General features: G+C 73.5%; 11 protein-coding genes and 1 tRNA gene. 2 read left to right on the top strand and 10 right to left on the bottom strand.

The genetic code is table 11. The features are described from left to right. Positions 1-102: 102 nt before the first annotated feature. From ACIPEP_RS03105 to ACIPEP_RS03085, 5 genes are all read right to left on the bottom strand, one after another. Positions 103-2454, bottom strand: a complete 2352-nt coding sequence (locus ACIPEP_RS03105; protein ID WP_402716470.1) for a transglutaminaseTgpA domain-containing protein — start codon at positions 2452-2454, stop codon at positions 103-105. Continuing rightward, a complete protein-coding gene (locus ACIPEP_RS03100; protein ID WP_402716469.1) occupies positions 2451-3782 on the bottom strand; it encodes a DUF58 domain-containing protein in 1332 nt (443 codons plus the stop codon). The genes ACIPEP_RS03105 and ACIPEP_RS03100 overlap by 4 nt, the downstream gene beginning before the upstream one ends. Next, entirely contained in the window at positions 3782-4774 is a 993-nt protein-coding gene (locus tag ACIPEP_RS03095) for an AAA family ATPase (RefSeq protein ID WP_402716468.1), read from the bottom strand. The genes ACIPEP_RS03100 and ACIPEP_RS03095 overlap by 1 nt, the downstream gene beginning before the upstream one ends. A 175-nt stretch (positions 4775-4949) precedes the next feature. Further along, positions 4950-5954: a sugar phosphate isomerase/epimerase family protein gene (locus ACIPEP_RS03090; protein WP_402716467.1), complete on the bottom strand. Its 1005-nt coding sequence runs from the start codon at positions 5952-5954 to the stop codon at positions 4950-4952. After that, complete coding sequence (locus tag ACIPEP_RS03085) at positions 5951-7174, bottom strand: Gfo/Idh/MocA family protein (RefSeq protein WP_402716466.1); 1224 nt, start codon at positions 7172-7174, stop codon at positions 5951-5953. Before ACIPEP_RS03085 ends, ACIPEP_RS03090 begins: the two co-directional genes overlap by 4 nt. Positions 7175-7270: 96 nt before the next feature. Here ACIPEP_RS03085 and ACIPEP_RS03080 point away from each other — a divergent pair, with 96 nt between their 5' ends. Further along, on the top strand, positions 7271-8269 hold the full coding sequence (locus ACIPEP_RS03080; RefSeq protein WP_402716465.1) for a LacI family DNA-binding transcriptional regulator: 999 nt from the start codon (positions 7271-7273) through the stop codon (positions 8267-8269). Between the two features lie 91 nt (positions 8270-8360). Here ACIPEP_RS03080 and ACIPEP_RS03075 read toward each other — a convergent pair whose 3' ends face one another. From ACIPEP_RS03075 to ACIPEP_RS03065, 3 genes are read right to left on the bottom strand one after another with little or no spacing between them, the layout of a single operon-like run. After that, complete coding sequence (locus tag ACIPEP_RS03075; RefSeq protein WP_402716464.1) at positions 8361-9026, bottom strand: Type 1 glutamine amidotransferase-like domain-containing protein; 666 nt, start codon at positions 9024-9026, stop codon at positions 8361-8363. Then, positions 9023-10036: a glycosyl hydrolase family 18 protein gene (locus ACIPEP_RS03070; RefSeq protein WP_402716463.1), complete on the bottom strand. Its 1014-nt coding sequence runs from the start codon at positions 10034-10036 to the stop codon at positions 9023-9025. Before ACIPEP_RS03070 ends, ACIPEP_RS03075 begins: the two co-directional genes overlap by 4 nt. A 48-nt stretch (positions 10037-10084) precedes the next feature. After that, positions 10085-10534: a MarR family winged helix-turn-helix transcriptional regulator gene (locus tag ACIPEP_RS03065; protein ID WP_402716462.1), complete on the bottom strand. Its 450-nt coding sequence runs from the start codon at positions 10532-10534 to the stop codon at positions 10085-10087. A gap of 134 nt (positions 10535-10668) precedes the next feature. Here ACIPEP_RS03065 and ACIPEP_RS03060 point away from each other — a divergent pair, with 134 nt between their 5' ends. After that, complete coding sequence (locus ACIPEP_RS03060) at positions 10669-11862, top strand: MFS transporter (RefSeq protein WP_402716461.1); 1194 nt, start codon at positions 10669-10671, stop codon at positions 11860-11862. 275 nt (positions 11863-12137) lie between these two features. Here the strand turns inward: ACIPEP_RS03060 and ACIPEP_RS03055 are convergent. Both ACIPEP_RS03055 and ACIPEP_RS03050 read right to left on the bottom strand, forming a co-directional pair. Beyond that, a tRNA-Ser gene (locus ACIPEP_RS03055) sits at positions 12138-12227 on the bottom strand. A 414-nt stretch (positions 12228-12641) separates the two neighbouring features. Next, positions 12642-14144, bottom strand: coding sequence for an LCP family protein (locus ACIPEP_RS03050; RefSeq protein ID WP_402716460.1), 1503 nt, complete (start codon positions 14142-14144; stop codon positions 12642-12644). Between the last annotated feature and the right edge of the window lie 9 nt (positions 14145-14153).

The raw sequence follows: 14153 nt of genomic DNA, 5'->3' as shown, positions 1-14153 counted from the left end.
AGTGTGCGAGGTTCCGCCCGCGGTGGGACCCTGCGGGCCCCGCACCACGCGCGGAACCTCGCACGCTACGAGCGCGCGGCGCGCGGCGCGCGGCACGCGCCGCTACGCCGCGCTGCGGCGCGCGCGCCGCCCCTCGTGCGACCACGCGGACGAGGGCAGCAGGCTCGGCGGCACCAGGCGCGACCGGAGCACCCGCGCACCGGAGGCCGAGGCGTCCAGGGCGACCCGCGCCTCCTGGACCGCCGCGAGCAACGCCGCAGCGTCCACCGACGCCGCACCGCCCGCGGCGAACCGCTCCCGGTCGACCGCGTCGACGATCGCCTCGAGGTGCGGCAGCACCGTCGCCGGCACCGACGGCCGGAGCCGCCCGAGCACCGCACGTGCCGTCCGCGCTGCTGCGGCGGCGTCACCCGGCGGCGCGAGGCCCGGCGCGTAGCCGTGGTCGGCGACGTCGTCGAGCGCCTCACGCCAGGCGTTCACCGCCGGTGACCTGCCGGATCGCACCGCGCCGAGCCGTGTCCGACGGCGGAGTGCCCGGACGAGCGCCGGGGACACCAGCAGCGCCACGGCGATCACCAGCCCCACCGCGAGCCCGAGCGGCCCGTTGCCCCCGCCACCGGTCGACCCGGCGGCTCCCGGCGCTGCGGACGCGCTCGGCGTCGGCGTCTCGGACGTGGCGGGAGCGGATTCGCCCGGGGCCGGCAGCGGTGTCTCCGGGGCGGCGGCCGAAGGGGTGGACGTGGCCTCGGTCGAGGGCGTCGCGGCGGCGTCGGAGTCGGGGGTCGGCTCGAACGCCACCCAGCCGGCGCCCTTGATGTAGAGCTCCGGCCACGAGTGCAGCTGCCGGTTCGACACCGTGTACTCGCCGTCGGCCTGCGTGGAGCCCGCCCGGTAGCCGACCGCGATGCGCGAGGGGATGCCGAGCGTGCGGGCCATCACCGCCATCGCCGAGGAGAAGTGGACGCAGTAGCCCTCGCGGAGCTGCAGGAACTTCGCGACGACGTCCATGCTGTCGCCGTCGTAGCCCTGTTCGACCGGCGCGGTCTCGGAGTACGTGAACAGGTCGCTGCGGAACCACTGCTCGAGCGCGCGGCCCTTCTCGTAGTCGGTGGCCGCGCTGCCCGCGACGCGTTGCGCCGTCCGCGCGATGCTGACCGGCAGCTTGTCGGGGAGTTCGCGGTCGGTCCGGAGCTGGTTCGCCGAGGGGGTCGCGAACCCCCGGCCGTCGGCACGCCCGAGCAGGCCGGAACCGGCGATCGCGTCGAGGTACTCGCCGGACCACGTCGAGGCGCCGTACACCTCGTAGGTGGCACCGCGCGGGGTGGCCGGGCCGGTGGAACGCACCGTGCTCGACTCCCCCATCCAGCGCCACTGCGACAGGTCGAGGTTCGTCGAGCGGGACTCGATCGAGACCGCGCCGGCGGGGACGGGCAGGTAGTTGCTCGACAGCCCGGTGACCCGGATCGTGACGTCGCCGCGGCTGGAGAGCCGCGGGTTGATGCCGACCGCCCACTGCTGCTGGTCGGCGGTCTCGGACTTCGCGGCGTCGGTGGTGGTCGGCACCCAGTCGCCGGTGCCGAACTCGTCGAGGTTCGCGAGCTTCAGGTACTCCGGCCGACCGTCGGACGAGCGGTAGCGGAACACCTCGAGCTCGTTCGGCTGCCGGAGGTCCTGCCCGAGGTTGAGCAGCGTGCCGGGGCGTCCGGGCTGCACGGGCGACTGGATCGCCCCGGTGACGCCGGACAACCAGCTGGCGTTGAGCGGCACGATCGCGGGCAGTCCCACGGCGACGACGAGTCCGATCGCCCCGACGACGGCGGCGGGGAACGCCCGTTGGACCGGCCGCACCGAGAGCCAGAGCAGGACGAGGAAGGCGATGCCGGTGGCGATCACGAGCCCGGGTGCCGCGGGGGCTCCGGTGACGACGCCCGGCACGATGAGGATCACGAGCGCGGGGACGGCGGCGAGTGCGGCGGTCGGGGCGACGGCCGCGAGGAACAGCGAGACGCCGGCGACCCAGCCGATCGCGACCGTGACGATGAGCCGGATCGCGTCGGACTGCGGCAGCGGTGCGGGGTTCAGTCGGATCGCCGCGAGCGTCTCGCCGAGCGCGCCGTTCCGGTCGAGCCACCCGAGTGGCTGGACGTCGTTCACGACCGCAGCGGCGCACGAGCAGACCACGAGCGCCGCGACGAGTGCCACGAACCGCACCCCGGGCGCCCGACGACGGACCGCGAGCATCGTGCCGACGAGGACGGCGGCGACGAGGACGCCGGACACCCACCACGCGACGCCCTGCACGAGTGGACGCATGGCGAGGGCGGCGATGAGCACGGGCACCGGTGCGAGTGCGACGACCCACGGGCTCGGCGAGTCCGGTCGGTCGACCCGTCGGTCGGGTTCACGCCGCGCCTCGCCCCGGGGCGGGGCCGGACGGGTGGCGACGCCGCTCACCGGATGCTCCCGGGCGCGTGGGCACCGGCGACCGGGACCACCAGGGTCCGCCACCCGCCGCGGTCGAGGATGCCGCGCACCACCGGGTCCGGCGGGACGATGGTCGCGAGGATCCCCCGGCTCGACCCGGTCGTCGCGGAGACGAGTTCGGCGGCCTGCTCGGCGGTGCAGTTGCCGGTGACGACGGCGGTCATGCCGTGCACGTCGCGGCCGCGGACGTCCGGGAGGACCTCGGTGACCTCGCGGGCGTCGGAGCGGACCCGGACGTCGGCCAGCCCCACGAGCACGTCGGTCAGTCCGCCGGCGTCCCCCGCGTGCCGGGTGCTGCCGGACGGTCCGTCGCTGACGAGCACGACGCGCGAGGTCCGTGCGGCCAGTGTCCGTGCGACGCTCGCGGCGACGACGACGGCGTGCTCGAACGCGGCGTCGCCGCCGAGGTCCGAGAGCTCCGCCAGGTCGTCGCGGCCGAGGCGCTGGTAGGACTCGCGTCGGACGTCGAGCGCGATGACGGCCTCCGGCGGCTGCGCCTGCGTGGTCTGGCGGACGTGGAGTTCCCCGCGGCGGGCGCTCTGGGCCCAGTGCACACGGCGGATCGGGTCACCCGGGCGGTAGGGACGGAGCTCGCTGTCGTCAGCCGACCCGCCCTGGCCCACCCGGCCTTCGTCGGCGGAGACGGCTCCGGCGAGCGCACCCGCGTCGAGCGACGCGAGCGGGGTCGATGCCGGGACGACGACGACCTCTTCCGCGGCGACCACCGGTCGGTCGATGCGGAGCAGGCCGAACGGGTCCTCGACGCGGATCGTCACCGGGCCGACCACGCTGCGCCCGCGGTGCATCGCCAGGGCCTCGACGTCGAGCACCGCCGGCGGGAGGTTCGGCCCGACTGCGGCGTACGTCTCGGCGGTGGACATGCTGACCAGGGCGTCGTCGAGCTGTTCGCGCACGAGGAGCATCGACCGCGGGCCGATCGGCAGGCTCGTCCCGCCGAGGGTGATCCGTTCGCGGTACACCTCGCCGACCTGGACGATCGCGCGCGCCGTGCTCCGGCTGCCGCGCAGCGGTGCGGCGACGACGAACGCCATGACGATGCCGAGCACCACGAGCACGAGGAGCAGCAGCCCCGCGGACACCGCGACGCTCGTCGTCCCCACGAGCCCGCCGCCGATCAGTCCGATGCCGACCGCGATCACGGTCCAGCCGCGCACGGTCGGTCGGGGGAACGGCGTGCGACGCAGCAGCGCGAGGCCACGCCGCCCGTACCGGAGCGCCCCGGAGCGCAGGGCGCCGGCACGCAGCGCGAGCGACGTCGGCGCCGGGGACCCGGACATCAGGAGCGGACGGGGGTCGCCGTGAACGGCACGGCCGTGTCGGACACGATGCGCACGACGATGTCGCGGACGGTGTCGCCGCCCGTGCCTCCGAGGCCGCGGGCGACCGGCACGAGCCGGTGCGCGAGGATGACCGGCGCCAGCGTGGCGACGTCGTCCGGCGTGACGAAGGGACGACCGAGCAGCGCGGCGTGGGCACGGGCGGCCGAGGCGAGGTGCAGGGTCGCCCGCGGGCTGGCGCCGAGCACGATGTCGGGGTGGCTGCGGGTGGCCCGGACGATCGCGACGATGTACGCCTCGACGTCGGGCGCGACGTGGACCGTGCGCACCGACTGGATGAGGTCGCGGAGGGTGTCCACGTCGACGATCGGACGGAGGTGCGCCAGCGGGTCGCCCCCACCGCGGTTGGTCAGCATCTGCCGTTCGGCGTCGGCGCTCGGGTACCCCATCGTCAGTCGGGCCATGAAGCGGTCGCGCTGGGCCTCGGGCAGCGGGTACGTGCCCTCCATGTCGATCGGGTTCTGCGTCGCGACGATCATGAACGGGCTGTCCAGCTTGCGCGTCACGCCGTCGACGGTCACCTGCGCCTCGGCCATGGCCTCGAGCAGCGCCGACTGGGTCTTCGGGCTCGTGCGGTTGATCTCGTCGCCGATCACGACGTTCGCGAACACCGGCCCCGGCGAGAACCGGAACGTGCCGGAGGACTGGTCGAAGATGTTCACGCCGGTGACGTCCGACGGCAGCATGTCCGAGGTGAACTGGATGCGGTTCACGGACCCGCCGACCGATGCGCCGAGCGCCTTGGCCAGCACCGTCTTGCCGACGCCGGGGACGTCCTCGACGAGCAGGTGCCCCTCGGCCAGCATCACCGTCAGGGCGGTGCGGATGGCCTCGGTCTTGCCGTCGACGACCGTGGAGACGGCGGCGGTGATGTCGTCACCGACGTCCCGGATGCGCTCGATCGGGAAGGCGGGGTCGGTCGGTTCCGGCACGCAGGCCTCCTCGGCTCAGGACAGGTGTCGTGCATGCTACAACGGCCCGGTGACAGGGACCGGGGGATGCGTCACCGACCGGGCCGCCGGACACACGGCGACGGACTGGAGGCGCGGGTCGCGTGCGCCGATCAGCGCACGTGATCCGCGCCTCCAGTCCGGATCCCGCTGCGCGTCAGGCGCGAGCCGCCAGCGACGCGTCGGCGGCCAGCAGGACCTGCGCCGCCACGGCGACGCCCTCCTCGCGCCCGAGCTCGGTGTCCTCGTGCTCGATGTTCACCCACATGTCCGGGTCCACCTCGCGGAGGGCCTCGAGGAACGCCGACCAGTACGCCTCGTCGTGCCCCTTGCCGAGCGCGACGAAGTCCCACGCGGACGGCTTCGGCCACTCGTTCGCCCACTCGTCCCCGCCGAGGTTCGTGCGCGGCTCGTCCGGCGAGAGCCGACGGAACGAGTTGTCGAGCACGCCGTTGATCGCCGCCTGCGGGTTGATCCGGACGTCCTTCGCGGCGGCGTGGAACACGAGCGGCCCGAGGTCGCGGACGACCGCCACCGGGTCCATCTGCTGCCAGAACAGGTGCGACGCGTCGAGCTCGACGCCGACGTTGGTCAGCCCGCCGCGCTCGACGAGCTCGCGGATCGTCGCCGGGTTGAAGACGACGTTCTGCGGGTGCAGCTCGAGCGCGACCTTGACCCCGTGCTCGCGGGCGAGGGCGTCGATCTCCTGCCAGAACGGCACCGCGACGCTCCACTGGTACTCGATCACGTCGAGCGCGGCGGAGTTCCAGGCGTTCACGATCCAGTTCGGCCGGGCGCCGCCGGGTTCCCCCGCTGGGAGGCCCGACATCGTCACGACCCGGTCCTGGCCGAGACGGGCCGCGAGCCGGATGCTGCGGCGGACGTCCTCCGCGTGCTTCGGCCCGATCGCGGGGTCCGGGTGCAGCGGGTTGCCGTTGCAGTTCAGGCCGGCGATCGAGACGCCGGTCCCGTCGAACTTCGCGAGGAAGGCGTCGCGCGCCGCGTCGTCGTCGAGGATCTCGTCGACGTTCGGCACGTGCACCGGCGGCAGGAACCCGCCGGTGTTCAGCTCGATGCCGGTGAGGCCGTTGCCCGCGATGGCCTCGAGCGCCGCGGCGAGCGGGCGGTCGTGGAAGATCGCGTTGTAGAGACCGAGCTTCATGCGAGTGCTCCTCCGGTGACGGACGCTGCGGTGAGGTCGACGGTTGCTCCTCCGTCGGCGGCGGACCGGGCCACCGCGTCGAGGATCTCCATGTTGTGGACGCCGTCGTCGAACGTGGCGTTCGCCGGCAGCGGGTCGGCCGTGTTGCCCACGACCTCGTCGAGGAAGGCACGCGCCTGGTACTCGAACATCTGGTTCTGGCCCCAGCCGACACCGGGAGCGTCCATCGCCATGCCGCCGGCGACGTACGGGTGGTCCGGGCCGAGGACGACCTGACGGTAGCCGCCGAGACGGGAGCCGTCGGACTGCAGCGCGAGTCCGATCTCGGATGCGCGCTCCTGGTCCCAGCGTGCGGCGCCGTGCTCGCAGAACACCTCGACGACGAGGCCGTTCGGGTGCGAGGTCGCGACCCGGGAGACCTCGAGCGAACCGACCACCGAGCCGTCGCCGAAGCGCGCGTTGAACGTGGCGTAGTCGTCGTTCTCGACGTCGGCGAACTCCCCGGTCAACGGTACGGCCTGGCCACGGAGGGCGAACCCGGCGGCGATCGGCCGCTTCGTGATGGCCGTGGTGAACATGCCGCCGTTGACGCTCTGCACCTCGCCGGCCAGGAACTCGGCGACGTACGCGAGGTGCGACCCGACGTCGGCGAGGGCGCCGGTCCCCGGGGCCCCCGCGAAGCGCCACGAGAACGGGACGTCGGGCGAGGAGCCGTAGTCGGTCCAGTAGCGCGCGGAGACGTGCAGGACGCGACCGAGGGTGCCGTCCTCGACGAGCTGCTTGATGGCAGCGAGGCCGGGAGCGCGGCGGTAGGTGAAGCCGACGCGGGCGGTGAGACCACGACCGGCCGCGAGCGATGCGGCGGACGCCATCGCGCGGGCATCGTCGAGCGAGTCCGAGAGCGGCTTCTCGCACAGCACGTGCTTGCCGGCGGCGAGGAGCCCCTCGACGATCTCGCGGTGCAGCGTGTTCGCGACGACGACGCTCACCACGTCGATGTCGTCGGCCTCGGCGATCGCTCGCCAGTCGGTGTCGTGCCGGTCGTACCCGAAGCGCGTCGCAGCCTCGGCCGCGAGCGGTTCGTAGACGTCGCCGACCGACACGAGCCGGACGGGCGGCAGCGTGTGACCGAACAGGGACGGTGCGTTCCGCCACGCGGCCATGTGTGCCTTGCCGGCCATGCCGGCGCCGATGACGGCGACGCCGATGCTGTCGCTCATGTTCTCTCCCTCGAGAAGTCGATGATGGTTCTGGAACGTTCCAGAGATCGTCGGTAGACTGTAGACGCACCCACCCATGTCCTGTCAAGGAGCCGCGTGTCCCGACCACCGACGATCATCGACGTCGCGACCCGTGCCGGTGTCTCGAAGTCGCTCGTCTCGATGGTGATGCGCGACGACCCCGGCGTCTCCGACACCCGCCGGGCAGCCGTCCTCGCCGCGGCCGCCGAGCTCGGCTACCGCCCCAACCGTGCCGCCGCGATCCTCGCCGGCACGCGGACGCGCACGATCGGCGTCGTCGTCGACGACTTCCGGAACCCCTGGTACGTTCCGATGCTCGACGGCATCCGCGACGCGCTCGCCCCGCACGGCCTGCGCCTCACGCTCGCGGACACCCGCGCGAACGCCCACCTCGACTCCTCCCCGTTCGATGACCTCGTCTCGCTCCGGGTCGACGGTGTCGTGCTCGCCGCCGAGGGCTTCCCCGACCTCGTCGTCCCCGCGGACACCCCGGTCGTCATCGCCGGCGCGCGAGCTGAGGTCCCGGGAGGACTCGACGTCGTCGCCTCCGACGAAGCCGCCGGCGGACGCCTGGCCGCGGACCACCTGGTCGGACTCGGCCACCGCCGCATCGCCCACGTCACCGGCTCAGGAGGCCCGGCTGCCGTCCGCCGCGAGGCCACCGTCGCGCGGATGGTCGCGTCCGGCGTCGAGCCACTGGTGTACGGCGAGGGACCGACCTCGGAGCAGACCGGCTACCGCGGCACCGTCCGCGCACTGGAGGACCACCCGGACCTGACCGCGGTGTTCGCGGCGAACGACGTCATGGCGATGGGCGCGATCGCCGCCGTGCACGAGGCCGGGCTCCGGGTACCGCAGGACGTGTCGGTCATGGGCAACGACGAGACCCCGCTCGCCGCGTCACCCCTGCTGCGCCTGACGACCGTGGACCCGCACAACGACGAGGTCGGGCGGCTCGCGGCGGACCGGCTCGTCGAGCTGATCGGTGCAGCCGAGCGGCCGGAGCCGACCCGGGTCCTCGTGCCGCCGTCGCTCGTCGTCCGATCGACGACCGCTCCCCCGCGCGCCCGCTGACCGTCCGGACGGCGGGCATCCCCCGGTCGCCGGCTGACGGGCGTCCGCCGGTCGCCGCCTGACGGGCGTCCGCCGGTCGGTGCCGATCTCGTCACGGCGCGAGCTGCACCCAACGCCCCTCGGAGACGACCCGGACCGAGCCACCGTCGACCGCCACGGCGGTCTGCTCGTCGATGGCGTAGGCGGTCGGAACGCCGATCTCGGCCGCCCACCGCTCGGCGTTCTCGAGGGTGTTCTCCGGGAACGCGTCGAGGTGCGGGAAGATCGAGAAGTCGACGACTCCCAACGTCACGTCGTCGACCGCCGACGGCCACGCGACGAAGGACGCGCCGATGCGCGGCGTCATGACCATGCTACCGGCGCTCACGCCCACCCACACCGTGTCGGGCAACGAGGGCAACAGGTCCGCGAGCCCGGATGTCCGCATCCAGTGAGCGAGGTAGGTGGCGTCCCCGCCGTCGACCAGCAGGACGTCGGCTCCCGTGACCCACCGCCGCCACCGCTCGGAGTCGATCGTCGGCAGCGCCGTGAGCTCCAGCACGCCGATCGACGCCCAGCCGAGGCCGGTGAAGGCGCGGGAGTCGGGACCGCCGGCCACGAGGTCCCGGACCGAGGCCGGTCCACACATCGGATGCCCCCACTGCGCCGTGGGGACGACGAGGGCGTTGGCCTCCTCGACCGGCTTGCCGAGCATCGACACGAGCGCGGCGTGGATCGTCGGGTTGGTGACGCCTCCCGAGGTCAGCAAGAGCTTCACGTCGCCTCCGATCCAGGCAGTCCCAGCGTGTTCAGGGACCACAGTGCCACGCCGTGCAGCCCGAGGTCCTCGGCGAGCGCGACCCGCGCCCGGTAGGAACGTGCGTCGGACCAGTGCAGCTCGCGGCCGTCGTCCAGCGTCGCCGACCACTCGCCGGTCCGGGCCGACCACCGGGCATCGTCGCCCGCGAGCTCCCGCGCCCGGGCAGGGCTCACCTGCGCGTCACCCGAGCCACCCCACACGTACCCGTACCCCGCGATGCCGAGGTCGATCCGGTCGGCCGGGACGCCCGAGCGCTCGGCCGCATCGACCACCCGCTCCGCCCACGGCAGGGACCCGATCGTGCCGGCACCGCTCCAGGGCCCGTGCTGGTCGTACGTCATCAGGACGAACCGGTCGACGTGGTCCGCGAGCGCACCGAGGTCGTACCCGGTGTCGCGGTAGCCCCGCTCGTCCGTCGAGGCCATGACCGCCATCGACACCTCGGCGTCCGACCCGAGCCGCTCGTGCACGGCGACCTCGAGCGTCGCGGCGAACGCCACGAGCCCGGCACGGTCGCGGCTCCGGAGCGACTCGAGGTCGATCTGCACGCCGCGCATGTGCGCATCCGACGCGAGTTCCGCCAGGCGCTCGGCGACCCGCGAGCGGTTCCCGGCGTCCGACAGCAGCGCGGTGCCGACCTCGGGTGAGAAGTCCCCGATCGACTCGGAGAAGTTGCTGACGAGCAGTTCGGGTGCGGCTCCACCGGCCCGCGCCGTGCGGGCGAGTGCCGCCACGCCGCCGGGCAGGTCGTTCAGCCCGGCACCGTCGTCCGCCACCGTGACGCCGTCGATCCCGATCGTCGCCGCACGACGGGACGCGTCCGAGACCGTCGCCCCCGATCCGTCACCCGGCTCGACGTACGCCTCCACAGCGAGGTCGGCGTCGGCACCCCGCGTGCCGGCGCCGCCACCGAGGGCCAGCGCGACCACGACCGCGAAACCGACCACGAGTCCTGTCCGCCGCACCACCCGCTCACCGTAGCGTGCGGGGCGGGGTCGACCCGCGCCTCCTGGACCTCAGACGGTGGCACCCTCGAGCCGGTCGACCGCGACGGCGAGCTCCTCGAGCTCGGGGACCTCGCGCGCCTCGGCGAGCGCTTCCTCGAGCGCGGCGGCGTGCACGGGCGTGGCCTGGTCGAGCAGCCGTTGGCCCGCGTGCGTGAGCTCCGTGTAGAGCCCGCGGCGGTCGTCGGCGCAGAGCACGCGGGTGAGGAGGGCGCGCTCCTCCAGGCGGTTCACGAGCCGGGTCGTCGCACTCGGACTGAGCGCTGCCGCCCGGGCGAGCTGCTGCATGCGCATGTGGAAGCCGTCCTGGCGGCGGAGGGCGTCGAGCACCGTGAACTCGACGACCGACAGGTCGACGGCGCGCAGCGCCCGCTCGAGCCGCGTCTCGATGAGGCCGTGCAGGGCCGCGAGCGTGCGCCAGCCGTGGGCGCGGACGGCGACGGAGGAGTCGTCGACGGACATGAGGGGCCTCCTGGTGTGCTTCCGGGCAGGATTGGTTGCTTGCGCTGATACCCCGCGTGTGCAACTATCGATATCCCGCGTCTGCAACAACCAGCGTACGCGGCCCAGCTGCACCGCACAACGGAAGGACATCCATGCCCGCGGGACTCATCGCCCTCGCACTCGGCGGATTCGGCATCGGCCTGACCGAGTTCGTCATCACCGGGCTCCTGCCCGAGGTCGCCGCCGACTACGGCGTGACCGAGACCACCGCCGGGTGGCTCGTCACCGGGTACGCCCTCGCCGTCATCGTCGGCGCGCTCGGACTCACCGCCGCGACCACCCGGCTCCCCCGGAAGCCGGTGCTCATCGGGTTGCTCGTGCTGTTCGTGATCGGCAACACCCTGTCCGCCCTCGCGCCGGTGTACGGCGTGATGATGCTCGGCCGGGTCATCGCGGCCCTCTGCCACGGGGCGTTCTTCGGCATCGGCTCCGTGGTCGCGTCGAACATGGTCGCGAAGGAGAAGCGGGCGTCCGCGGTCGCCCTGATGTTCACCGGGCTCACCGCCTCGAACGTGCTCGGCGTCCCGTTCGGCACCTTCCTCGGCCAGGCGCTCGGCTGGCGCGCCACGTTCTGGACCATCGCGGCGATCGGTGTCGTCGCCCTCGTCGGGGTCGCCCTGCTCGTCCCCACCGTCCGCTCGGCCGACGCAGCCGTACCCTCCCTCCGCCGGGAGCTCGGCGCCTTCCGCTCCGGCCAGGTGTGGCTCTCGCTCGGCATCACCGTGCTCGGCTACGGCGGGATGTTCGGCGCCTTCACCTACATCGCGTACACGCTGACCTCGGTGTCCGGGTTCTCGTCGGGCGCCGTGCCGTGGCTGCTCATCGTGTTCGGCGTCGGGCTGTTCGCCGGCAACTTCGCGGGCGGCAAGCTCGCGTCCCGGTCGATCGACGGCACGCTGCTCGTGGTGCTCGTCGTCCTCACGGTGGTGCTCGCCGTGTTCGCGGCAGTGGCGGCCTCGCCCGTGCTCACCGTGATCGCGCTCGTGCTCATGGGGGCGTTCGGGTTCGCCACCGTGCCGGCGCTGCAGACGCGGGTGATGCAGTACGCGGACCACGCGCCGACCCTGGCGAGCGGGGCGAACATCGCGGCGTTCAACCTCGGGAACGCGCTCGGCGCCTGGATCGGTGGGCTCACGATCGCTGCGGGGCTCGGGTACACCTCGCCGATCTGGGCGGGGGCCGGGATCACGGCGGCGGCCGTGGTGCTGACGTCCGTCGCGGCGGGCGCGGCGCGGCGCGCGCGCTCGCGCGGCGCGGTGCCGACGGGCAGCGTCGCGACGGTCTGACGCGCGGGGCGCGGGGCGCGCGGCGGGGGGCGGGCGGCGCCCCGCGAGCTTTCGTGAGCAGAAATGGTCGGGTCACGTGCGCGCACCCGACCATTTCTGCTCACGAGGTGCGTGGACGTCACGGCACCCACGCACGGACGGGAGGCGCGGTGCGGGCTGGCACCGTGCCTCCCGTCCGGCGGTGGACGCGCCGCGCACTCGATGCGCCCCGTGCTCCCGGTGTTCCTCGGGAACGACGAAACCCCGGTCCTGGAGGACCGGGGTTTCGTGTGCCGCGGAGACGGAGGGATTTGAACCCTCGGTCCCCTCAAAGGGGACTCCACCTTAGCAGGGTGGTGCACTCGGCCGGACTATGCGACGTCTCCAAGCACTCTCGCGAGCGCTCCCACCACCATACAGGAGGTCGAGCACTGTCTCGACACCGACCCTGTGTCGGGCGCACGGCAGGGTCCCCCGAAGTGGGGACAGTCGGGGGTTGTCCACCCGTACCCCGGTCAATAGCATCGTCGAGGCGCGGCCATCACATTCCGGGGTCTCACCCCGTCGTCGCGACACAGCACCGACGTCGCTCCTGGGCGGCGAGCCCGACGCGCGCCCGATCGTGCGAGGCTCAGACCGAGGAGTGACCAGGGGGCGCGGCCCGACACCGCGCCCCCGCTCTCGGTGGTTCGGGCGCGCTGGGCTCGCTGGGCTCGCGGGCGGTTCTTCGCGCTGGGCGACATCTCACGGGCCGGGGAGCGCGTGGAGTGTCGGTGGGCGCGAAACCTCGGGGACGGGGGTCAGGAGCCGAAGGCCTTCGAGCAGGTCTGCTCGTCGGCGGACTGCCCCTGCAAGCCGTCGAGGGTCTCGGCCGGAGCCGTGGCCGCGGGGCTGCTCGCGGGCGCGGTGGCTCCGCCGGCGCTCGCACCATCCGAACCAAGACCCGCACCATCCGTACCGAGGTCCGCACCCGAACCGGCAGCCGCGCCCGCGCCGCTCGCACCCGTGCCCGTGCCCGATCCCGCGCCGGCAGTCGCGCCCGCGCCGCCCGCACCGGCACCCGTCCCCGCGCCGGCAGGCGAGCCGCCGGCGCCCGAGGCCGACCCCGCGGCCGCGCCCGCAGAGGCTCCCGCGGGCGCGCCAGAGGCCCCCGCGGCCGACGCCCGCGCGGCGGACCCCGCGCCCGCCGCGCGCTCCGCCCCGATCCCGGTGCTGTCCGCGCCGAGCGAGAACGACTGGTCCGCCCGGATCTTCGCGAACAACTGCGCCGCGAGCTCCGCCGACGGCTGCACCTTCCCCGAGTACACCCCCGTGCCACCGGTCGTCCCCGGGTACTGCACGAAGTTGACCTGCGCGAGCGGGAGATCCTGGAGCGCCCGCCCCATCTCCACCATCGTGCCGGCGTCGTTCAGGCTCTGCGACAGCTGCATGTTCGAGGCCGCTGCCCGGGCCAGCTTGTACAGGGTGGGCGGCGAGGTGAGGGTGTCGTTCGACTTCACCGTGCGGAGCAGCGAGGACAGGAAGGCCTGCTGGCTGGAGATCCGCCCGAGGTCCGAGCCGTCGCCCACACCGTGCCGGGAGCGGAGGAACGCCAGCGCCTGGTCACCCTGCAGCGTCGAGGTGCCCTGCGGCAGGTCGAGCCCCGTGTAGCGGTCGTGGATCGGCTGCGCGACGCACACCGGCACACCGCCGATCGCGTTCGACATCTCGATGACGCCCTGGAACGACACCGCCGCCGAGTACTGCACGTCGAGGCCGGTCAGTCCCTGCACGGTCTGCACGACGCAGTTCAGCCCGCCCTCGCCCCACGCGCTGTTGATCGGCTGCGCGGCCATGGCGGGGGTCGTCCCGGAGCCGTCCTGCTTGCGGCACGCGGGGATCGGCGTGACGAGGTCGCGCGGGATGCTCACCGCTGTGGCGTTGGTGTGGTCGGCCGAGACGTGCAGCAGGATGTTGACGTCGTTCAACGTGGCGTCGCGTTCGCCGTACGCCGTGCCCTGCTCGGGGTCGTTGTCCGTGCCGACGACGAGCATGTTGAAGCCGCCCTGGTACGAACTCAGCGCTGCCGGTCCCTTCGCCGGCTGCGCTGGCTGCCCCTGGATCGCGACGCCGTCGCCGAAGTCGTCGGTGACCTGCTTGGCGGCGATCGCGGCGACCGACGCCGTGCTCACGAGGGCGACCGCGGCCACGCCGGAGAGCACCTTCATCGCGGTGCCGACGGGGTTGCGGTGCCGGAGACGTCCGTGCCGTGCGATCCCGGTCGCTCGGTTCAGCCGGTGGGATCGGTCGCGGACGTCGTTCACGGGCACTCC

This window comes from Curtobacterium sp. NPDC087082 (assembly GCF_044745045.1).
Lineage (GTDB): Bacteria > Actinomycetota > Actinomycetes > Actinomycetales > Microbacteriaceae > Curtobacterium.
The sequence above is the reverse complement of the archived record's forward strand: the minus strand, read 5'-3'. Positions and strand labels throughout refer to the sequence as shown.